This window comes from Flavobacterium sp., from assembly GCF_044361065.1.
Classification (GTDB): domain Bacteria; phylum Bacteroidota; class Bacteroidia; order Flavobacteriales; family Flavobacteriaceae; genus Flavobacterium.
In genome coordinates this window covers 1-22,277 of record NZ_JBIKJI010000017.1, presented here as the reverse complement: position 1 = coordinate 22,277, position 22,277 = coordinate 1, and the positions used below count along the sequence as shown (strand labels likewise).

General features: G+C 32.2%; 17 protein-coding genes. 6 read left to right on the top strand and 11 right to left on the bottom strand.

The features are described from left to right. Positions 1–797, top strand: a 797-nt coding sequence (locus ACIQ11_RS02200) for an OmpA family protein (protein WP_396152394.1), incomplete at its 5' end; no start/stop codon positions are given. A gap of 9 nt (positions 798–806) precedes the next feature. Here ACIQ11_RS02200 and ACIQ11_RS02195 read toward each other — a convergent pair. From ACIQ11_RS02195 to ACIQ11_RS02180, 4 genes are all read right to left on the bottom strand, one after another. Beyond that, on the bottom strand, positions 807–1,253 hold the full coding sequence (locus ACIQ11_RS02195) for a GNAT family N-acetyltransferase (RefSeq protein WP_396152392.1): 447 nt from the start codon (positions 1,251–1,253) through the stop codon (positions 807–809). Positions 1,254–1,364: 111 nt separating this feature from the next. Continuing rightward, positions 1,365–3,068: a transglycosylase SLT domain-containing protein gene (locus ACIQ11_RS02190; protein WP_396152389.1), complete on the bottom strand. Its 1,704-nt coding sequence runs from the start codon at positions 3,066–3,068 to the stop codon at positions 1,365–1,367. A 172-nt stretch (positions 3,069–3,240) separates the two neighbouring features. Then, positions 3,241–4,146 carry a hypothetical protein gene (locus tag ACIQ11_RS02185; protein ID WP_396152387.1) on the bottom strand — a complete coding sequence of 302 codons (906 nt, stop codon included), beginning with the start codon at positions 4,144–4,146 and terminating at the stop codon, positions 3,241–3,243. Positions 4,147–4,174: 28 nt separating this feature from the next. Then, complete coding sequence (locus ACIQ11_RS02180) at positions 4,175–5,362, bottom strand: phosphoglycerate kinase (protein WP_396152385.1); 1,188 nt, start codon at positions 5,360–5,362, stop codon at positions 4,175–4,177. A 90-nt stretch (positions 5,363–5,452) separates the two neighbouring features. On the opposite strand from ACIQ11_RS02180, the gene ACIQ11_RS02175 reads away from it, so the two are divergent. Then, positions 5,453–6,613, top strand: coding sequence for an ATP-binding protein (locus ACIQ11_RS02175; RefSeq protein WP_396152383.1), 1,161 nt, complete (start codon positions 5,453–5,455; stop codon positions 6,611–6,613). Positions 6,614–6,624: 11 nt separating this feature from the next. After that, positions 6,625–7,002: a DoxX family protein gene (locus tag ACIQ11_RS02170; RefSeq protein ID WP_396152381.1), complete on the top strand. Its 378-nt coding sequence runs from the start codon at positions 6,625–6,627 to the stop codon at positions 7,000–7,002. A gap of 62 nt (positions 7,003–7,064) precedes the next feature. Here the strand turns inward: ACIQ11_RS02170 and ACIQ11_RS02165 are convergent, their stop codons facing one another. The 6 genes from ACIQ11_RS02165 to ACIQ11_RS02140 form a co-directional block, all read right to left on the bottom strand. Further along, complete coding sequence (locus tag ACIQ11_RS02165; protein WP_396152379.1) at positions 7,065–9,341, bottom strand: helix-turn-helix domain-containing protein; 2,277 nt, start codon at positions 9,339–9,341, stop codon at positions 7,065–7,067. A gap of 139 nt (positions 9,342–9,480) precedes the next feature. Continuing rightward, positions 9,481–10,029 (bottom strand): OmpH family outer membrane protein, encoded by a 549-nt coding sequence (locus ACIQ11_RS02160; RefSeq protein WP_396152377.1) that lies wholly within the window; start codon positions 10,027–10,029, stop codon positions 9,481–9,483. Positions 10,030–10,292: 263 nt separating this feature from the next. Further along, entirely contained in the window at positions 10,293–11,141 is an 849-nt protein-coding gene (locus ACIQ11_RS02155) for a class I SAM-dependent methyltransferase (RefSeq protein WP_396152375.1), read from the bottom strand. Between the two features lie 122 nt (positions 11,142–11,263). Next, on the bottom strand, positions 11,264–13,135 hold the full coding sequence (gene mnmG / locus ACIQ11_RS02150) for a tRNA uridine-5-carboxymethylaminomethyl(34) synthesis enzyme MnmG (protein ID WP_396152373.1): 1,872 nt from the start codon (positions 13,133–13,135) through the stop codon (positions 11,264–11,266). Positions 13,136–13,215: 80 nt separating this feature from the next. Beyond that, positions 13,216–13,635 (bottom strand): rRNA maturation RNase YbeY, encoded by a 420-nt coding sequence (gene ybeY / locus ACIQ11_RS02145; protein ID WP_396152371.1) that lies wholly within the window; start codon positions 13,633–13,635, stop codon positions 13,216–13,218. Then, positions 13,628–16,978 (bottom strand): hypothetical protein, encoded by a 3,351-nt coding sequence (locus tag ACIQ11_RS02140; protein WP_396152369.1) that lies wholly within the window; start codon positions 16,976–16,978, stop codon positions 13,628–13,630. The genes ybeY and ACIQ11_RS02140 overlap by 8 nt, the downstream gene beginning before the upstream one ends. 95 nt (positions 16,979–17,073) lie before the next feature. Here ACIQ11_RS02140 and gltX point away from each other — a divergent pair, with 95 nt between their 5' ends. Then, positions 17,074–18,582, top strand: a complete 1,509-nt coding sequence (gene gltX, locus ACIQ11_RS02135; RefSeq protein ID WP_396152366.1) for a glutamate--tRNA ligase — start codon at positions 17,074–17,076, stop codon at positions 18,580–18,582. Positions 18,583–18,674: 92 nt separating this feature from the next. Continuing rightward, the gene (locus tag ACIQ11_RS02130; RefSeq protein WP_396152364.1) at positions 18,675–19,649 is read left to right on the top strand and encodes an SPFH domain-containing protein; all 975 of its coding nucleotides are present in this window, start codon (positions 18,675–18,677) and stop codon (positions 19,647–19,649) included. A 401-nt stretch (positions 19,650–20,050) separates the two neighbouring features. On the opposite strand, the gene ACIQ11_RS02125 is transcribed toward ACIQ11_RS02130, so the two are convergent. Next, positions 20,051–21,733 (bottom strand): glutamine--tRNA ligase/YqeY domain fusion protein, encoded by a 1,683-nt coding sequence (locus ACIQ11_RS02125; RefSeq protein ID WP_396152362.1) that lies wholly within the window; start codon positions 21,731–21,733, stop codon positions 20,051–20,053. A 100-nt stretch (positions 21,734–21,833) separates the two neighbouring features. Here ACIQ11_RS02125 and folB point away from each other — a divergent pair, with 100 nt between their 5' ends. Continuing rightward, complete coding sequence (gene folB, locus ACIQ11_RS02120) at positions 21,834–22,190, top strand: dihydroneopterin aldolase (protein WP_396152360.1); 357 nt, start codon at positions 21,834–21,836, stop codon at positions 22,188–22,190. Positions 22,191–22,277: the final 87 nt, after the last annotated feature.

The window sequence follows — 22,277 nt, the reverse complement described above, 5'->3', positions numbered from 1 at the left end:
TTTTAGTTGCTTCTTTTCTTGGGTTTTCACAAGAAGAAACCGTGCATTCTATTTATTTTGATACCGATGTGCGTGAAATAAAACCTTTACAAGCAGAAGCGGTAGTTTATTTTTTAAGTTTGATTGATACCACGCGACTTCAAAGTGTTTCTATTTATGGCTATTGCGACGATGTGGGAAAAATTAATTACAATTACAAATTATCACAAGATCGCGCCAATAGTGTCAAGAAAATGTTGGTGAGTAAAGGGGTTAAATATAAAATTATTGTAAAAATAGAAGGAAAGGGAAAGGTACTTATTGATGAAGATTTAGAAGAAGATATTCCCGAGGCCAGAGCTAAAAACCGCCGAGTAGATGTGGTTTTGAATTTTAAACCTTTAGTGGTGGAAGAGTTAAATATTCCTGGTTTGTATAAAACCATTAGAAAAAATGCCTTAGTAGGCGATCGGGTATATTTAGATAAATTACTTTTTGATAGTGGCAGCAGCAGACTTAAACAAAGCGCTATAAAACAACTCGAAACAATAGTTGTTTTGTTAAAAAGATATCCCAACATTCAAATTGAAATTCAAGGTCACGTATGCTGTACGCCTCCGCCTCATAAAGATGCCGTTGACTTAGAGACACGAAAAAGAGAACTATCCAAAAACAGAGCAGAAAGAGTTTATAAATTTCTTCATAGTCGAGGTATTGGTAAAGTTCGTATGACTTTTAAAGGATATGGAAATACGCAGCCCATAGGCAAAGATGAGCAATTTGACAGAAGGGTAGAATTGGTGATTACGAAGATTTAAACCGAATTTTTACCCTACCTTTTTCATTTCAATGTGCGGAATGTCGTCTTCCAAATAACTTTCGCCAACTACAAAAAAACCGTGACTTTCGTAGAATTTTTGCAAATATAATTGGGCAGATATAGTAATTTTTGTTTCCTGAAAAAGTGTTTTAATCGCATCTATAGAAACGCACATCAACTCGTGACCAAATTTTTTATCTCGGTGTGATTCTTTTACAATTACACGACCAATTGAGCTGTATTCAAAATAATCTTTCGGTTTAAAAAGGCGCGAACAAGCCACTAAAACTCCGTCAGAATACCCTAAAATATGAATGGCTTTTTGGTCTTTCCCATCAATGTCTTGATACACGCAGTTTTGCTCCACCACAAACACTTCTGAGCGCAATTGCAACAAAGCGTATAGCTCATCTGTAGAAAGTTCGCGAAACGGCTTTATTTTAAATTGAATCATTTTATTTTTAATAGATTGACAAAACTAAAACTTTTTTTACTTGATGCAATAAAAAAACCTTTGTAAAAGCAATTAAACTTTTACAAAGGCATTGGTGTGATAAAAATAGTTTTATCCTTGAATTTTTAATTTCATTCCAGGTTGAATATTATCTGTTTTCAGATCGTTTTTCTTTTTTAAATCGTCAGCCGTTAAATTCGGAAACTTTTTAGTGATTGAAAAAATAGAATCTCCTTTTTGTACGATGTAATAATCTTCATTGATTTCAATTTTGCTTTTTGCAGAAGAATATTTGTTTTCCGTCGGTTTTTCGGTGTTTTCAGCAACTGCATTTTCAACTTCTGGCTCAACGATTTCGGTTTTCGGTTTCGGTTTTTTGACGACTTCGTTGACCGTGACTTTTTTGGTAGTTTGTATCACTAAACTTTGTCCGGCATTAATAGCGCTACCTTTTATTTTGTTCCACGTTTTTAAATCGGTTATAGACACTTGGTTTTTCTTAGCAATCTCAGCTAATGTCTCGCCTTTTTTCACTTTATGGAAGTTTTTACTTACTACTTCTTTGGTGCGTTTCTTAAGCACTTCTTCCATCTCCACAGGCTCGTTATTCGCGACTACAAGACTTGCGGCTACTGCTAAAGAATCTTGTTTGGCAATGCTGTCGCGTTTTTTAGCTTGAAGTGCTAACTGAAGGTTTCTTGATTTTTCTTGTTCTAAATATGCTAAATAGCCATATATTTTTTCTTCGTTCGAAACAAAAATCCCAATTTTATTTTTCGGTAAACGCAAATAAAAATATTCATCGTCAATTGAAGGAATGTATTTTGATTTATAAATTGGATTTAAGTATTCCAATTGTGCCTCTGAAATATCCAATAAATCCGATAATTGCTTAAATGTCATAGCCTGTTTTACCATAACGGTATCGGTTTCAAAATACGTCATTTCTGCTTTTTTAGGCACCAAACCGTGTTCTTTTTTAAACTCGTAAATGTACATCGTAGCTAAAAAAGCAGGTAAATAGTTAGCCGTTTCTCTTGGTAAATATTTTCTAATTTCCCAATAATCTGTTTTTCCTCCAGAACGTCTAATGGCTTTAGAAACATTTCCAGGTCCGCAATTGTAAGAAGCTAAAACCAAACTCCAATCGCCAAAAATAGCATACATATTCATCATATAATGACAAGCCGCTTCGGTCGATTTTATTGGGTCATGACGCTCGTCTACATAAGTAGAAATGTTTAATTTATATTGTTTACCAGTTGCTGGCATGAATTGCCATAAACCACCAGCGCCCACTTTAGATTTTGCTTTTGGCTGTAAAGCCGATTCTACAATAGCTAAATATTTAATTTCTAAAGGCAAATTGTATTTTGATAATTTTTCTTCAAATAATGGAAAATAATATTCTGCAAGCGCCATTTGTCTTTCAAAACTTTTAGTTCTGTTTTTTAAGAACGATTTAATTACGTTTTCTAAAGCAGGATTGTACTCAATAACAAACGGCGATTGCACGTCTAATTTTCGTAATCGCTTTTTTAATACTTCCGTGTCTAAGTTATAGGCCACTTTCTCGTCAATATTCATGTTTTCAATATCAAAAAACATTTCATTTGACAAGGTAGCATCAGACAATTCTTTCAGCCATCTTTCGTCGATACAATTACTTGTTGCGTGGTGCGTAAAGGTCGCTTTAAGAGAATCTAAATACGATATTTTGGGTGTAAAAAGAGTTGGAATTATATCCTTGCTTTCTTGTGCCAACATTACGTTTGACAGAAAAAAACCAAGGGTTAGTAAAACTAATTTTTTCATGCTTTTATATGTTTTTGCTCCATAAATTCCGGAGTATTTTATCTAAATCATTAATATACAATTACTTGTATAAACGCAAATATATTTTATTTAATGCTAACTACCCAATTTTTAACGTTTAAATTTTCATTTTAACGTTTTTTTAGGGATTTCGTCGGTGATTTAGAAAAACTTATTTTATAGTAAGCTTATTTGACAATTTTTTAAACTCAATAATGTTTTCCTGAAATTTTGATTTAGCCATACCATAAAAAACAATTACTTTATTATTTTTTATTAGAATTGTCACAAAAGCAAGTTTAGGTTCTGATTTATGTTCAAAATAACATTCAGCTTCAATTGTATCATAACCATTAATACTTTTTTCAGATACGTTTTTTGTTTCTTTTTTTACAAATCCTTGTTCTATTAAACCATTAACTAAATTTTCAAAAAGTTTTTGTTTTGTTATAGATTCATCAAATGGTAGATTAGAAATCATAACCATTGGTTCGTCATCAAACGATACTTTATCCAATCCGTTTTCAGAAAAAATAAACATATTTGCTGAAGCCTTAGCAAATTTAAATTTTGATTCGTTCTTATCTACTTTAAAAGCGCTTGAAGCAAAAGGATCAATTATTAAATTTTTATCATATTTAATTTTTAAAAATGTTTTTTTTATTTCTGGAAAAAGAGTCTTTCTTGAACTTGTTGGAAAAATTGCCGTAACCATTGCTGAAAATGTTGAATCTCCAAATGTAATATTTACTCTTTCGCTATTGTCCGCACCCTTAAAGTGTGAAAATTTTGCTTTAAACCCATCTACCTTTAACTCTTCAAATTCTAAAACAGTAATTCCATTTTTTTCAAATGTTTCTTTAGTATAAGTAGCAGTATTTGAATCATAATTACCACCAACTAAATCCATTATCTGAATTCCTGTTGCTTCATCTTTTTTTAAACCAACAAAATTTTCGGCAGCTACAAATCCTTTCGGTGGAATTATAGATAGTCTTGTTCCCTTGATATTTACATAATTATTATTTTGTGCAAATAAATTAAAGGAAATAAATAATACTATTAGTTTAAATTTCATGTGTTTTTAATTAGAATTAATCAACTATTTACTTCAAAATAGCAGCAATTCCTGGTAACGTTTTTCCTTCTAACATTTCCAACATCGCACCGCCACCTGTAGAAACGTAGCTCATTTTGTCTTCTAATCCAAATTGTTTTACCGCCGCTACACTATCACCGCCTCCTACTAAAGAGAAGCAACCGTTTTTAGTAGATTCGGCAATAAAATCGCCAAGGGAAATGGTTCCATTAGCAAAAGTTGGTAATTCAAACACACCTATTGGTCCGTTCCAAAGTATGGTTTTTGAGTTTAAAACTACTTCTTTAAATTGCTCTAATGTTTTCGGACCTGCGTCTAAACCTTGCCATCCAGCGGGAATTTCAGCCACATTCACTACTTGTGTATTGGCGTCATTTGAAAACGCATCAGCGGCTAAAACATCTACGGGTAAATGAATTTTTACACCTTTTGCCGTAGCTTGTTTCATAATCTCTAAAGCCAATTCTATTTTGTCGTCTTCACAAATAGAATCACCGATATTTCCACCCATTGCTTTAATGAAGGTAAACGTCATTCCGCCACCAATAATCATATGATCTACTTTGTCTAAAATATTTTCGATAATGGTGATTTTAGAAGACACTTTACTTCCTCCAAGTATTGCGGTTACTGGTTTTTCAGAGTTTTTTAATACTTTGTTGATGCTTTCAATTTCTTTTGCTAATAAAGCGCCAAAACATTTATCATTTGGGAATTCGTTTGCAATAATTGTAGTTGAAGCGTGCGCTCTGTGTGCTGTTCCGAAGGCATCGTTTACATACACATCGCCTAAACTTGCTAATTCTTTAGAAAAACCAACATCTCCAGCTTCTTCTTCGGCATAAAAACGTAAATTTTCCAATACTAAAATTTCGCCATTTTGAAGATTTGTAGCGGCTTCTTTCGCAATTTCACCTCTACAATCTGAAGCAAATTTTACTTTTTTTCCTAAAACTTCTTCAATTTTATAAACAATATGGCTCAAAGAATATTTATCTTCTTTTCCTTTTGGTCTTCCTAAGTGCGACATTAAAATAACCGCTCCGCCATCGTTTAAAATCTTATCAATAGTTGGTTTTGCCGCTTCAATTCGATTCGCATCTGTAACGTTAAAATTTTCGTCTAAAGGGACATTAAAATCTACACGGATTAACGCTTTTTTGTTTTTAAAATTGATGTCGAAGATCGTTTTCATAGGAAATAGTTTCTAAATTGTTGTTTATGATATTTGCAAATATAAAAGTTTGATTTTAAAACCAAGATAAAAATCGCTTATATTTGCTAGATGTTATTTAAAGATATATTAGGTCAAGACCACATTAAAAACTATTTAATTACGACTGCCAACGCAGGACGGATTCCGCACGCGCAATTATTTATTGGGCCTGAAGGTTCTGGAACCTTACCAATGGCTATGGCATATGCACAATATATTTTATGTAACAATTCCGACGGTGAAAACACCACCGGAAACAGTGCTTGTAATTTAAAATTTGAACATATTTCGCATCCTGATATGCATTTTGTGTATCCCATTACATCTACAGATGAAGTGAAAGGAGACAGTGTTGTAAGTACAAATTTTTTAGACCAGTGGCGCGGTTTTGTTAAAGAAAACCCATACGGAAGTTTATTTGATTGGTACAAAAAATTAGAAATTCCTAAAAAACAAGGAATTATTAGTGTTAAAGAATCGGCAGCAATTAATAAAAATTTATCATTAAAAGCATATGAAGGTGGCTATAAGGTAATGATTATATGGATGGCCGATAAAATGAGAACAGACGCAGCAAATAAATTACTAAAACTATTAGAAGAACCGCCCGAAAAAACAATCTTTATATTAATTTCTGAAAGTATTGACGATTTATTGCAAACGATTATTTCGCGTTGTCAAGTAGTTGATTTTTTAGCGTTACCAGAGCAAGAGATTACGAATGCCTTAATTACCACACATAAAGTAGAGGCTAATTTAGCTAAAAAAATAGCGCATCAATGCGAAGGGAATTATAACAAAGCACTTCATTTATTGCATAAAGATGATGATGATAGTGTTTTTGAAGAATGGTTTATCAACTGGGTGAGAGCCGCTTTTAAAGCCAAAGGAAACGCAAGTGTAATTGCTGATTTAATTTCTTGGAGCGCCACAATCGCTAAAGAAGGCAGAGAAACGCAAAAGAACTTTTTGCAATTTTGTATTCAATTTTTTCGACAAGCCTTGTTGTTGAATTATAAAGCAACTGATTTAGTATATTTAGAACCTAATTTTGAGAATTTTAAATTAGAAAAATTTGCGCCATTTGTTCACGGAAATAACATAATGGATATTTTTAAAGAATTGGAAGACGCAATGTATCATATTGAAAGAAATGGAAACAGTAACATTATTTTAACCGATTTATCGATAAAATTAACACGACTATTACATAAAAAAGAAATAAATTAAAAACAAAAACTATGAATGAATTTGCACTGATATTATTAACTTTTTTAGCGATTACATTTTTACAATCAGGATACGATAAAATAGCTGATTGGAACGGAAATGTAAGTTGGTTAAAAGGTCATTTTTCTCAAACTTTTTTAAAAAATCAAGTCCCAGCGGCTTTACTTACTATTTTAGCTTTAGAAATTGTAGCTGGTGTATTGTCTATTATGGGAATTGCTGAAAACATTACAAGTGGACGAACCATTATGGGCGATTATGCTTGTATGGTTTCTTGTGTTACGCTTTTGTTGTTGCTTTTCGGACAACGTGTAGCGAAAGATTACGATGGCGCCAGAACGATTGTAATTTATTTAATTCCAGCTTTGTTGGGGGTGTATTGGCTGTAACAAAATTACGATTTACGATTTTGGAATTACGTTATAAAAAACTCAGATAAATCTGAGTTTTTTTATTTCAAGCTTACTTTAAACAAACGCAATTCTTCCCAAGAGAATTGATTGCCGTGTTTTTCTTTTAAAAGACCTAAGCCTTCATTCTTATAGCCCTTAAACGCTTCTTCTAAAGCTGCGATTTTTTCATCGGACATAATATCTGAAATGGTTAATGCTTCCATTTCAATAAGTTTCGTAAAATGTAAATAAATCGAGCTTACGGTTAGTTTTCTTTTGGTAGCAATTTCTTCCACAGATAAATTTTGTTTCCAAAGCTCTAATGTGATTTCGATTGTAGATTTTTTAGGTTCCGCTGATTTGGCATTTTTAGCTTTAGTTTTCTTACTAAAGGTTTCGGAATGATCTTTGGCTACAAAACCATCAATTTCTTTGAATTTTTCTGATAATGAAGCAATTTTATTAATTTTATAGTACTTCATTTCGTCTGAAGACATCGTGCTTTTATTAAAATCAATTCCGTTTACTAAATTTTTAATCAACAGCATTGATTTTTTCAATTGTAAAACCGTTTTTACTTGAATTTCTTCTAATTCCAAAAGTTCATCGTGAAACGTTTTTACTTTTTTTAAGTTACTCACTTCCGCAATTTTCAAAAGCAAATCGGTTACCTGATAATCTAATGTTTTAAAATAATAGTCATACGCCGCTTCGCAACGTTCTGCCAGAAAAGGAATGTCGATAGTTTCTTGGAAACAAATTTTCTGGATTTGATTGCTAAATTTCTGAGAAGAATCCAATAAAGCCGCCACAATACTTTCGTTCTGTTGTGCCCAAATACGATATTTCGATTTGGTAGAATTGGATACTTCGTCGTTATACGAAAATAAATGATTGCGCCATTCTTGAGCCAATTGTCTGAAATCGAAACTTTTACACAATTCTAATCGTAAAAAATGTTTGGATTCTAGTGCTAATGATTTTTCAAGCACAATTTCGTCGGCTTTATTATTGGCGTAATTTAATACTTCGGTATCGGAAGAAATGCCGTTTAATTGTATCGGAGAAAGCAAAATTAAGCCTTTTAACGAACGAAGTCGGGACAAGGCCACATAGGCTTGTCCGGGCGCAAAAACACGTGAAACATCTAACGCTGCGTTGTCAAAGGTTAAACCTTGACTCTTGTGAACCGTAATTGCCCAAGCCAATTTTAAAGGATAATGACTAAATGTTCCTACGACGGTTTCCTCAATCTCTTTTGTGTCAGGATTTACCGTATATTTTATGTTTTCCCAAGTGTATAAATCTACTTCAACGGTTTTGTTTTCTTCTTCAAAATGAACTAAAATTTCTTTTTCCGCTAATGAAGTAATTTTCCCTATTTTTCCGTTAAAATAATTTTTTTCAAAAGAAGTATCGTTTTTAATAAACATCACTTGAGCGCCTACTTTTAAATCCATTTTTGGTTCAATAGGATACATTTTTTCCGGAAAATCTTCTACAATTTCGGGAAAGTAAGAAACCGTTTTTACTTTTAATTCTGTTAAAGCCTCTTTATTAATTTCGTCTGCTTTTGCATTGTGCGTGGTAACAATAATACAACCGTTATGGTTTTTTATATTAAAATTTGGATTTACGTATTGATTTAAAACAGCAATGTTTTCCTTCGTAATTTTATTATTTCTTAGGTTGTTTAAAATAGAAATGAATACTTCATCGTCTTGACGATAAATTTTATCCAATTCAATATATAAAGGCGGATTTTGTTGGATTACTTGCGAATGAAAAAAGAACATCCCTTGATAATAGTTCTTTAATTCGAACCATTCTTCTTGCTTAATAACTGGCGGTAATTGCAATAAATCACCAATAAAAAGCACTTGAACGCCACCAAATGGAGCATCGATTCGACGCACTTTTTGAAGCATAAAATCAATCGCATCCAACACGTCTGGGCGAAGCATAGATACTTCATCAATAATTAGCAATTCTAAATTTACAAGCACTTGTTTTTTAGTGCTGTTCATTCGGAAATGTTTGCTAATCGTACTTTTCGTTTCAAATTTATATTGATACGAATTGGAATTTATAACTTTATAATCAGGAATAAAAGCCGCAAACGGCAATTGAAACATAGAATGAATGGTAACGCCGCCCGCATTAAGTGCGGCAATTCCGGTAGGGGCAACAACGACCGTGTTTTTGTGTGACGTGGCAATAATTTCTTTAAGAAGTGTGGTTTTTCCAGTACCTGCTTTACCTGTTAAAAAAACAGATTTGTTGGTTTGGTTGATAAATTGCAACGTGTACTGTGCGGCTTTAGATAGGTGTTTCATTTGGCGTATAGTTTAGGTTAAAGTTGATGGCAAAGAATTGAGTTGTTCGTTGACAAACAAATTTAATTGAAAAAAAATTCTGAAACAAGTTCGAAATACTAAAATATAAAAAAAGCCCTGATTTCTCAAGGCTAATGTTTTATTTTTTTTCTTTTGTTGCTTTATATTGTTCGTTTAACTCTTTCAGCAGCTTATCTGTTAAGTTATACGAATCTTTTGCATAAATTACAGAAGGAGCATCTTCTGAAGTAGTAAAAATATAATCGAATTTTTCTTTTTTACCGAATTCTCTGATGTATTTTTTTACTTGTTTAATTAGAGTGTCTTGTAATTTACCGCCTTCAGTTTGAATTTGTGCTAAAACTTGATCTCTTTCTTGTAAAATTTGTTGTTCTCTTTGTTGTAATTCGCCATATTTTTGTTGTGCCCAAGCTTGTCCGTTTGCTTGTGCATTACTTTGAAATGCATCTTTTTCGGCTTGTAATTGTCTGCCTTTGGCTTCTAAAGGACGCCCCATTTCTTCAGATTTAACTTTGAATTTATCATTTTCATCCTTAAACTTTTCGTATTTTTCTAATAGAACAGAAGTATCTATATAACCAGTTTTAAATTCTGCTTTTGACGTAGTGGTTTCTTGACAAGAAATTAATGCTACACTTAATGCAACAATGCTTACTATTTTTTTCATTTTTGTAAAGTATGATTATTTAATTTGTAATCGTTTTTTTAATTTTGGTAAAAATAATAGGTTTCTTTTAATTTTTACTTCTTTTTTAAAAATAAATTAAAAAGGAGACACTATAAGAAAACTTTATGTGTTGTTAAATATACAATAAGAAATTACTATTAAAACCGACTTGTTTAAACCTTTGTTTTATTAATTAACTTTTTTTGTAAATATACTTGAGTGTTTTTGTAAGAAAAAGCCTTTAAAACGCATTTATTTGCTTTTTACTTGTTTTTTATGATGTAAATGTGCGATGAAAACTCATTTTTGAACAATCCTGAAACATTTGAACGTAAACCAACTAAAAATCCTTTTATGAAACTCATTTTTCCATTTTTATATTTTTCAGATAAAAGGGAAACATAAAAACTATCAAACCACATTGGTTTTACTTTTTTCAATTCCATATCCACGTCCGAAAATAATCTTTTTATACTGGTTTTTGAAAAATGCCATAAATGACGAGGTACATCATATGCTGCCCAAAAACGATTGTAATATTTGGCATCGTACGATTTGTAATTTGGTACCGCGATAATAACGGTTCCGTCTGGCTTAACTATACGTTTTAAATTGGCAATATATTCTTCTAAATTAGGAACGTGTTCTAAAACGTGCCACATAGTTACCGCATCAAAGGTGTTTTCTGGTAAAGCAAAAATATCTTCCGTAAACGAAACACCCTTATTAGCAGCCAATTGTTTCGCGTCAGAATTTGGTTCGAAACCTAATATCGACCAACCTTGATTTTTAGCCTCTACTAAAAAATCGCCCGTTCCGCATCCAATATCTAACAACTTACCTTTACTGTTTTGTTCTTTATTAAGTAATGAAACTTTGCCTTTAATGGCATTTCGTTTTACTAAATGATATATTTTTTCAAACAGTGTTCTTTTACCATCTGTGTGCGAAATATAATCTTCGCTTTCATAATACTTAGGTAAAACTTCTAACGACGGAGTAGGGTGTGTTTTTAAAATATCATATTCTTTGTTGTATAACAAGGAAAAGGTTTCTTTTGAAACCGAATGATCTTTGATAATTATAAATTGGTTTTCTTCTAAAAAATTCATTTTCTCTTTATTTATTGGCTTTAACAACGTTGTTTCACGTGGAACCTGAAAATTACGGTTTTTGATTTTTGATTTACGAAACGTTTAAATCTCAAATCCAAAATCGTAAATCGTAAATCCATTTATCTTCCCATATGAATTAGTAGTACCGAAATATCACTTGGCGAAACGCCGCTAATTCGTGAAGCTTGTGCTATAGTTGTTGGTCGTATTTTAGTTAGTTTTTGACGCGCTTCGATTGAAATCGCTTTTATTTTATCAAAATCATAGTTGTCTGGAATGCGAACATCTTCAAGACGATTCACTTTATCCGCGTGATTTTTCTCTTTTTCAATGTAACCAGAATATTTCACTTGAATTTCGGCTTGTTCAATCACTTCTTGATCTAAATTATGCTCTGATATATAATTTGTAACCGCTTCAAATTTCAAAATATCATCTAAATCAATTTGTGGTCGAGAAAACACTTTAAACATTTTGTCACCTTGTGTCATTAAAGTTGAACCTTTAGCTTCTAAAATAGGGTTGGCAACTTCTGCTTTAATACTTGTCTCTTTAAAGAAAGTAACAAATTTATCAGAAGCATCTAATTTATATTCCATTCGTTTCAAACGATCTTCTTTCGCTAAACCAATTCCATATCCTTTCGGAGTTAATCTTAAATCGGCGTTATCTTGTCGTAATAAGGTTCTATATTCTGCGCGAGAAGTAAACATTCTGTATGGTTCTTCTGTTCCTTTTGTGATTAAATCGTCAATTAAAACACCAATATATGCTTCATCTCGCTTTAAAATCAAAGGTTCTTTTTCTTGAACTTGTAATGCTGCGTTAATACCAGCCATTAATCCTTGAGAAGCAGCTTCTTCATAACCAGTTGTGCCATTAATCTGTCCGGCAAAATATAATCCATTAATTAGTTTTGTCTCTAAAGTGTGTTTTAATTGCGTAGGAGGGAAGTAATCGTACTCAATAGCATAACCTGGTCGGAAAAATTTCACATTTTCGAAACCAACTACAGAACGTAAGGCTTTAAATTGCACATCTTCTGGAAGCGAGGTTGAGAAACCATTTACATACACTTCGCACGTTTTCCATCCTTCAGGTTCAATAAACAATTGATGACGATCTTTGTCTGCAAAACGATTGATTTTATCTTCAATGGAAGGGCAATATCTTGGTCCGATAGATTTAATTCTACCGTTAAACATTGGGCTTCTATCAAAACCTTCACGTAATAAATCGTGAACCACTTCAGAAGTGTAAGTCATAAAACAAGAACGTTGTTCTGTTAATGGTTTTGTAACATTTGAATACGAAAATTTAGAAGGGTTTATATCGCCTGGTTGTTCAATCATTTTAGAATAATCTAAAGAACGACCGTCTACACGAGGCGGCGTACCAGTTTTCATTCTTCCTGATTCGAAACCTAATTTTAATAAATCTTCAGTAATGCCAAAAGAAGCGCTTTCGCCTGCACGTCCTCCTCCAAATTGTTTGTCTCCGATATGAATTAAACCATTTAAAAAAGTACCATTTGTAAGGACTACCGTTTTGGCTTTAATCGCTAATCCTAAAGATGTTTTAACACCAACGATATGATTTCCTTCAGTTAAAACACCCGAAACCATTTCTTGATAAAAATCTAAATTTGGCGTGCCTTCAAGCATCATTCGCCATTCTTCTGCAAAACGCATTCTGTCGGATTGACAACGAGGAGACCACATTGCTGGTCCTTTTGAAAGATTCAGCATTTTAAACTGAATAGCCGTTACATCAGAAACAATCCCTGAATAACCGCCTAAAGCATCAATTTCACGAACAATTTGACCTTTTGCAATGCCTCCCATAGCTGGATTACAAGACATTTGAGCAATGTTTTGTAAATTCATAGTAACCAATAAAGTACTACAGCCCATATTGGCAGCAGCAGCAGCGGCCTCGCAACCTGCGTGACCAGCACCTACAACAATTACATCATATTTTTCTTGAAACATATCTTTTGTTCCACGTGAAACACGTGGTTAATTTAAAAGCCTTTTTGTTCCACGTGGAACAAAAAAACCTGATTATTATATTAAAGTTCCACGTGGAACAGTTTTATTTTTTCGTTTTCTTTTGTGCGCATTAAAGCAGCGTCTATATCTGTTTTGTCTTTGTATCCGCAATAATGCAAAACACCGTGAGCTAAAACGCGTTTTAATTCTTCTTCGAAAGTAACTTTAAAATCAATCGCGTTGTCTTTCACGCGCTCTATGGAAACAAAAATATCTCCACTAATTACATCACCTTCTGTATAATCAAAACTAATAATATCTGTAAGCGTATCGTGGTTTAAATACTGCATATTAATGGCGTGTAAATAGTCATCGTCACAAAAAACATAAGAGATTTCTCCAGCGGTTTTGTTTTCAGACAGTATTATGGTTTCAATCCAAGAAGCATAAACAGGTTCTTGTTCTAAAATAAAATCAGATTCGTAATTAAAACTAATCATTGCTTTTAAAATATTGTTGTACTTTGGTGTTAAAATTGGGTTGCAAAGGTAAGCTTTGTCTGTTTAATATTTCAACACTTTTTAAATAATTTAAAAGGGCAGGAGGAAGTGGTTTGTTGCTTCCCAGAAAATCTGTCTTGTTAGTATTTGATTCTCTTTTGGTGTCTTGTCCTTGTTGTTTAAGTGCTGATTCTAATTTTAATAACTCGTGATTAATTTGAAGCGCACGATTGATATTGTCTTGCGTTAAACCTTTATTAATTAATTGCTTCTCTAACTCTTTCATTTGGTTTACGGCGTTTTGACCATTGCCACCCATTCCGTTTTTTTCCAATTCGTTTTGCAACGATTCACGTAGCGCTTGTTGTTCTTTAATTATTTCTAATAATTTGCCCGCATCGCCTTCGCTGTCTTTACCTTCGTTACCCTGTGAGCTGCCTTCACCTTCTTGCTTTCCTTTTTTGCCTTGTCCTGGTTTTTGTCCTTCACCGGGTTTTGGTTTGCCGTCTTTCATTTTTTCGCCTAGCCCTTTTTGTTTAGAAATAATGTCGGACAATTGGTCGCCTTTTCCTTTACCTGGTTTGGGCTTTCCGCTACCGCCAGAAGAAGACATACTCATACTCATTTCGCTTTGCACATTACTCAGAAAATCTGCTAATTTGTTTGCAGAAGACAATGTGAATTGTTGATGAGAAATTCCTTTTGAACGAGTTGTGGAAACTAAATTTTCTATAGACTTATCTAAATTATAATGAATTTCTTCTACTTCTTTTAAAACCAAATCGGAAAGTTTGGGTTGTCGCAAAGACAAAGTAAACAAACTGTCATCAACGTGCTTGAATTGCGTTTTTAAATCTTGTTGATTTTTAAGCAAAGCGCTTACATTTGATTTGGAATTAGAAACCGCCTTAAATTGTTTCATTACCTTTTCTTGATCAAATGAAAAAGATAATAAATTATCTAAAATTTGACGCATTACTTTAGCGTCTTCAGCATTGTCTTCCATTTCACCAGCTGACATCGATTCAGACATTTTTTGGCTCATTTGTTTCATTTTTTGAGCCGCTGCTTTTTGATTCTTTTTGGCTTGTTTTTGGTCTTTCTTTTCTAAATTATCTTCCGCTTTTTGTTGCTCTTGGTCTACATCTTTTTGGTCGCCTTTGTCGTTTGGAATATCCATTGGCGATTTCAATTCTTTGTTCTCTTTTTCTAATTCGTCAAGTTCTTTTTTTAAATCATCGAACTCTTTTGAAAGCTTTTCTTGTTCCTCTTTCGTTGGGCTTTCTTTATCTGAAAGTTTATCTTGTTTGTTAGCTAATTTATCTAATTTATCCGCCAGTTGTTCTGCTTTTTGTTCAACATAATATCTTTTGGTTAACTCAACTAATTGTTCTAACGATTTTTGTTGTGTTTTCGCTTGTTGTTTTAATTTATCGGCTTTATCGAACAATTCGTCTTTTTCTAATTTTTTAGTTAATGCTTCAAGTTCTTTTAATAGCTTTTCATTTTTAACAGCTTGTTTCTCGTTTTTTTCTAAACGGTTTAAAAGCTCTTGTTTCATTTCGTCTTTTTGCTCAGGCTTAAATTGTTCGAGATTTTCCTTCATTTTTTCGGAAAATTCTTTCATCATTTCATCTTGCTCTTTTTGACGATTAATAAAGTCTTGAATTTTCTTTTGGTCTTTATAATCCAAGTTGTCTTTTTGTTTGTCGAGCTTTTTAAGCTTGTCTAATGTTTCAAATTGTTTGTCTTGATTATCCAATGCTTTTTGTAAACTATTGATGTTGGATTGCTGTTCTTGTAATGATTTTTGCTCTTTTTGCTCTTTTGTTAATTCAGAATGAGAAAAAACGGCTGATTTAGATGATTTTAAACCATTAACTATATCATTATCAAACACTTCGAAATAATATTCGTAATTAATTCCGGGTTGTAACGCAATTCCGTCAGGAAAAGCATATACAAATTGATCAACCACTTTGTTTTTTAAAATCAAACCTTTTTTGAAAAGAATGTTTGGTTTGTTTTTATCGTAAAACACCATTTGTAATTTAGACATACCATAATCATCAGCTATTTGTCCAATAATTACTTTTTGTTTTAATTTTAAACTATCTGGAGTTTCGGTTACTGAAATACTCGGAAACTGGTCTTTTAAAATGGTTAATTTATATTGTAAATTCTCGTAGTTTTTAAGTTGCGTGTTTGAAATAGAAATTTGATAATCGGTAGCGTTAGTAATGCGTTTTGCATATGAAAATTGCGCTGCGTTTTTTTGAAACAAACTAATTGCAGATTGATCTTTAAAAGCTACTTGTGTAGTAGCAAATGTATTTAATTTCCAAGTTACCGTTGTGCCTTCAGGAATAACTGCATTTCCTGTGCCTTGAATAATTTCTGATTTTTTTCCTAAATATTTTGGAAAGTTCAATTGCATCGTAAATGATGAAATAGTTGGCACGTTCACCACGTTTAAGACATAATCGGCAGAAGTGATTTCGTTAGATTGAAAGTGAAATTTAATATCTTTCTGTACGTTTTCAAACTGATAAGTAAAATTACCAGGCGAAGTGTTTTCTAAAAAATAGGCTTCGTTATTAATTACAATTGACGCGTTTTCTGGAATGATACTTCCAACAGTTTTAACGATTAACTTAAAAGATTTGTTTTGTTCCACGTTTAAATTAGAAGAAACAATTTCAAACTTAAACGCGGCTGGTTTTTCAAAATTAGTATCATATTGAACTACTCTGGCAAAACTTTTAGAAATCACATCTGAATTTCCAGAAATATAGAAAAATAAAATAAACAACAATGGAATAAGCGCAAATGGCAAATATTTTTTGTTGGAATTAAAGTTAATGGCGTTTGAAAACGGAACGGGTTGTAAGTTCTTCGCTTTTTGTTCTATAGAAGCTAAAACCAATTCTGAAGGCTCAGTGGTATTGGCTAATTGCAAGAAATTAAGTAATTTATCTTGCACTTCATCAAAATGAGTTCCTATAATTTTTGAAGCCTCTGTGTAATTTAAACCTTTTTGAATTTTAAATAATTTCGTTAACGGAAAAATAATAAATTTAGCTAACAAAAATGCTTCTACAAACACAAACAACCCAAACAAAATGGTTCTTCCTTGAGTAGAAAACCATAAAAAATATTCTATTAAAAAAGTAAATATAAAATACAATAAGCCAATGGTCATAAAAAGAAGTACTCCTTTTATCAACTCATTCGTGTAAAACTTTTTGATAAAGCCTTCCAGTTTATCGTAAATTATGGCTTTCTTTTCCAAAATTGTTACTAATTTGTTTATAACCGATAAAACTACAAAAAAATCAATCACAAAAAAAATTCTAATTTTTAAATTCTAAATTCCAATTTATGCAGTATTTGGAGATTGGAATTTTAAAATAGTATCTTTGACGAAAATTTATATAGATGAACAAACCGGTAAGAGTACGATTTGCCCCAAGTCCAACAGGGCCTTTACATATTGGTGGCGTAAGAACTGCGCTTTTTAATTATTTATTTGCCAAAAAACACGGCGGTACTTTTTATATACGTATAGAAGATACCGACCAAACTCGTTTTGTAGCGGAAGCTGAAGATTATATTTTTGAAGCTTTAGAATGGTTAGGAATTTCTCCTGATGAAACCATTGGAAAAAATGAAAAATTTGGACCGTACCGTCAATCGGATAGAAAAGAAATTTACAAGCAATATGCCGATGGATTAATTCAATCTGGTTGGGCGTATTATGCGTTTGATACTCCTGAAAAACTGGATGAATTGCGCAAACAAGCAGAAACTGAAGGAAAAACATTTATATACAATCATACAGTTAGAGAAAAATTAGACACTTCATTAAATTTTTCGGAAGAAATAGTAAAAACGCGAATTACAAATGGAGAACATTATGTAATCCGATTTAAAACACCAGTTAACGAAACCTTGCATTTACAAGACATTATTCGTGGTGATGTACATTTTGATACCAATTTACTTGACGATAAAGTCTTATTTAAATCGGATGGAATGCCAACGTATCATTTAGCAAATATTGTAGATGATCATTTAATGGAAACTTCACACGTAATTAGAGGTGAAGAATGGTTGCCATCTATGCCTTTACACGTAATGCTTTACAGAGCATTTGGTTGGGAAGCACCAGAATTTGCACATTTACCTTTGATTTTAAAACCAATTGGAAACGGAAAATTAAGCAAACGTGATGGTGATAAATTAGGGTTTCCAGTATTTCCTTTACAATGGAGAGATGCTTCCAGCAAGACAATTTCGAACGGTTACAAAGAATCTGGATTTTTTCCAGAAGCCGTAATCAACTTTTTAGCCTTATTGGGTTGGAATGACGGAACGGAACAAGAAATATTTAGTTTAGCAGAACTTATTGAAAAATTCGATTTAAAACGAATTCATAAATCAGGTGCAAAATTTGATCCAGAAAAAAACAAATGGTTCAATCATCAATACTTACAAAAACAAACGGATGAAAGTCTAGCTGGAGCGTTTAAAGTAATCTTAGAAGAAAAAGGAATTTCAACTTCTTTAGATATTACAAGAATTGTTGCTTCAATTAAAGAACGCGCTAATTTTATAACAGATTTTTGGGATTTAGCCGATTATTTCTTTGAAGCGCCAAGTTCATACGATGAAAAAGCCGCTAAGAACTGGAAAGAGGAAACACCGATTTTAATGCAACAAGTTATTGCTGAACTGAATAAAATTGAAGATTTTACTTCGGTTACCATTGAAACCGAATTGAAAAACTGGATGACAACAAACGAAATTGGAATGGGTAAAGTAATGCAACCACTACGATTAAGTTTAGTTGGCGCATTAAAAGGTCCGCATTTATTTGATATTATTGAGCTAATTGGAAAAGTAGAAACATCAAGCAGAATTGAAAAAGCAATTGCAACTTTATAAACATTAAAATTAAGATATAAGTGATAATTTGTACTTCTTGTAACTTTTACACAAAAGCAACGTATAATTAGTATAACTTTAAATTATCACTTATGTCTCCAATTATCATTTTCATCCTTGTATTAGGATTATTTATCTTACTAAGTTCCTTTTTTACTGTAAAGCAACAAACCGCTGTTGTAATAGAGCGATTTGGAAAATTTACAAGCATTAGAAGTTCTGGGTTACAATTAAAAATCCCTGTAATTGATAGAATTGCCGGAAGAGTAAATCTTAGAATTCAACAATTAGACGTTATAATTGAAACGAAAACAAAAGACAACGTTTTTATTAAAATGAAAGTTTCGGTTCAGTTTAACGTAATTCAAAGTAAAGTGTACGAAGCGTTTTACAAATTAGAATACCCACACGATCAAATTACGGCTTATGTATTTGATGTCGTTCGTGCTGAAGTTCCAAAATTAATTTTAGATGATGTGTTTTTAAGAAAAGACGACATCGCTATTGCTGTAAAACGTGAATTGAACGAATCTATGACTACTTACGGATACGATATTATCAATACGTTAGTAACCGATATCGATCCAGATATTCAAGTAAAAAATGCAATGAATAGAATTAATGCAGCTGATAGAGAAAAAACAGCAGCAGAATTTGAATCAGAAGCACAACGTATCAGAATTGTAGCAAAAGCAAAAGCAGAAGCAGAAAGTAAAAAACTACAAGGACAAGGTATCGCAGACCAACGAAGAGAAATTGCAAGAGGTTTAGTAGAAAGTGTAGAAGTATTAAATAATGTAGGAATTAATTCGCAAGAAGCTTCAGCATTAATTGTGGTTACTCAACATTATGATACTTTACAAGCTATTGGCGCCGATACAAATAGTAATTTAATTTTATTACCAAACTCGCCACAAGCTGGAAGTGATATGTTAAATAATATGGTAGCGAGTTTTACAGCGAGTAACCAAATTGGTGAAACGATGAAAAATCAGCCGAAACGAGCAAAGAAAAAAGATAACCCTACTTCAACAGATTATAATCCAAGCGACACAAGTGAAGCTTAAAAAATAGTAGAATCTGAAAAGTTCAGGTTAACAGAACCAAACCATCAATTTTACAATTGGTGGTTTTTTTGTGTTTAATTTTTAAAAAAGAATCCTGATAGTCTTTTTTATGGCTAAAATTTAAATAAAGCGATTTTAGTGATTTTTAGTAATTGGAATGTAAAAACACTTTACCTAAAAAAGTTTTTGATTTAAAATTTATTTATGAAAGCCTTTTTTAAAGATTAAACTTATACTAATTATTGTTTTAATAGTTTTTTCTAATACTTTGAAATAAGCACAAAAAAGGAATAAAAAAAACCTATAAAGAATTTTTCCTTATAGGTTTGAAATTTAAATTAGATTCTGACCCGAGCTTGCGAACTGACGAAGTAAACAAGTTCAGAATGACAAACGTGTTTTTACTGTTCAGAAACTTTTGCCCAAGTATCTCTTAATCCAACGGTTTTATTAAAAACTAATTTTTCAGCTGAAGTCTCTTTATCAACACAAAAATAACCTAAGCGTTGAAATTGAAAATGATCCAATTCTTTTGCGGTTTGTAAACTTGGCTCAACATACCCTGTAATCACTTTTAAAGACTCTGGATTGATGTATTCTTTAAAATCAACCTCTTTGTTGCCGTCAGGATTTTCGTGTGTAAAAAGACGATCATACAATCTAACTTCCGCTTCAACCGCGTGTGGTATAGAAACCCAATGAATTACACCTTTTACTTTTCTGTTACTTGCTTCTGTACCACTTCCTGATTTAGAATCTACATCGTATGTACAATGAATTTCGGTAATATTTCCTTCTGCATCTTTTACAACAGATTCACCTTTAATGATATACGCGTTTTTTAAACGTACTTCGGTTCCTAAAGTTAAACGGAAAAATTTCTTGTGCGCTTCTTCTTGAAAATCTTCTCTTTCAATATATAATTCTTTAGAAAAAGGGACTTCTCTAAATGTCATTACTTCTTCTTCTGGATTGTTTTCTGCGGTTAACCACTCTTCTTTTCCTTCTGGGTAATTTGTAATTACCAATTTTATTGGATTTAAAACCGCCATTACACGAGGTGCAATTTTGTTTAAATCTTCACGAATACAGAAATCTAAAAGCGACACATCAATTAAATTTGTACGTTTAGCAATTCCGATAGTGTTGGCAAAGTTACGAATAGCGGTTGCGGTTATTCCACGTCTTCTCATACCAGAAATCGTACTCATTCTCGGATCGTCCCAAGAAGTAACGTACTTTTCTTCAACTAATTGTAATAATTTACGTTTAGAAACTACGGTGTGCGATAAATTTCTACGAGCAAACTCTCTTTGTTTTGGTCGTACTTTGGTTTCATCATAAATTTGATTTAAAAACCAATCGTATAATTCTCTATGAGGTAAAAATTCTAACGTACAAAATGAATGTGAAATTTGTTCTAAATAATCACTTTCTCCGTGTGCCCAATCGTACATTGGATAAATACACCAATCGTTTCCTGTACGATGATGATGTGCGTGCATAATACGATAAATAATAGGGTCGCGCATTAGCATATTATTGGCTTTCATACTTATTTTAGCGCGCAAAACGTGAGTTCCTTTCTCGAATTCTCCGTTTTTCATACGTGTAAATAAATCTAAATTTTCTTCTATAGAACGTGTTCTAAAGGGCGAATCTGTTCCCGGTGAAGTTGGTGTTCCTTTTTGAATGGCCATATCTTCAGAAGACTGACTATCCACATATGCTTTGTCTTTTTTAATTAATTCTACTGCCCAATCGTATAATTGTTGGAAATAATCCGATGCATAACATTCTTTATCCCATTTAAAACCAAGCCATTCGACGTCTTTTTTAATGGCGTCCACAAACTCTTGTTCTTCTTTTGAAGGGTTCGTATCGTCAAAACGTAAATTAACGGGCGCATTGTAATCTATACCTAAACCAAAATTAAGGCAAATAGCACTTGCGTGACCAATATGTAAATATCCGTTAGGTTCTGGAGGAAAACGAAAACGTAACTTATCAGATGATAAACCGTTTTTTAAATCGTCTTCTATAATTTGTTCTATAAAATTTAAAGATTTTTCTTCTGCAGACATAAGAATTTGTAATTTTGACAAAGATAACAATAAGTTTATAAGTTTAAAATGTTTATGAGTGTAAAAGAATTGTAAACAGATTACTAATATCAAATAAAAAATGGGAATCATAAAATTAACTAATATTCGAACCTTTTCATATCACGGTTGTTTGGAAGAAGAAGCAAAAATTGGAAGTAATTATCGTGTAGATTTAACTGTAAAAACCAATTTAAAACCATCTGCTCAAACAGACGAACTAAATGATACTGTAGATTATGTAGATTTAAATCGAATTGTAGTAGAAGAAATGGCAAAACGTGCGAAACTTTTAGAACACGTGGCACAAAGAATAATTGATAGGGTTTTAAAAGAATTACTTCCCGTATTAAAAATCAAAATTGAAGTAACGAAGCTAAATCCGCCAATTGGTGGTGATGTTGAAGGAGTTACGATACGAATGAAGAAAAAAAGATAGTTTTAAGAAAATAAAGATTGAAAAAAGAAAATAGATTTTAAAATATTTGGAATTTGTGATTTGAATATTGAAATTTTTATATCTATA

Coding starts and splice junctions, on each gene's coding strand:
- ACIQ11_RS02125 (WP_396152362.1), bottom strand. CDS start 21,733: ATGTCTGCAGAAGAAAAATCTTTAAATTTTATAGAACAAATTATAGAA.
- ACIQ11_RS02185 (WP_396152387.1), bottom strand. CDS start 4,146: ATGAAATTTAAACTAATAGTATTATTTATTTCCTTTAATTTATTTGCA.
- ACIQ11_RS02160 (WP_396152377.1), bottom strand. CDS start 10,029: ATGAAAAAAATAGTAAGCATTGTTGCATTAAGTGTAGCATTAATTTCT.
- mnmG (WP_396152373.1), bottom strand. CDS start 13,135: ATGTTTCAAGAAAAATATGATGTAATTGTTGTAGGTGCTGGTCACGCA.
- ACIQ11_RS02170 (WP_396152381.1), top strand. CDS start 6,625: ATGAATGAATTTGCACTGATATTATTAACTTTTTTAGCGATTACATTT.
- ACIQ11_RS02195 (WP_396152392.1), bottom strand. CDS start 1,253: ATGATTCAATTTAAAATAAAGCCGTTTCGCGAACTTTCTACAGATGAG.
- ACIQ11_RS02190 (WP_396152389.1), bottom strand. CDS start 3,068: ATGAAAAAATTAGTTTTACTAACCCTTGGTTTTTTTCTGTCAAACGTA.
- ybeY (WP_396152371.1), bottom strand. CDS start 13,635: ATGATTAGTTTTAATTACGAATCTGATTTTATTTTAGAACAAGAACCT.
- ACIQ11_RS02155 (WP_396152375.1), bottom strand. CDS start 11,141: ATGAATTTTTTAGAAGAAAACCAATTTATAATTATCAAAGATCATTCG.
- folB (WP_396152360.1), top strand. CDS start 21,834: ATGGGAATCATAAAATTAACTAATATTCGAACCTTTTCATATCACGGT.
- ACIQ11_RS02165 (WP_396152379.1), bottom strand. CDS start 9,341: ATGAAACACCTATCTAAAGCCGCACAGTACACGTTGCAATTTATCAAC.
- ACIQ11_RS02130 (WP_396152364.1), top strand. CDS start 18,675: ATGTCTCCAATTATCATTTTCATCCTTGTATTAGGATTATTTATCTTA.
- ACIQ11_RS02175 (WP_396152383.1), top strand. CDS start 5,453: ATGTTATTTAAAGATATATTAGGTCAAGACCACATTAAAAACTATTTA.
- gltX (WP_396152366.1), top strand. CDS start 17,074: ATGAACAAACCGGTAAGAGTACGATTTGCCCCAAGTCCAACAGGGCCT.
- ACIQ11_RS02180 (WP_396152385.1), bottom strand. CDS start 5,362: ATGAAAACGATCTTCGACATCAATTTTAAAAACAAAAAAGCGTTAATC.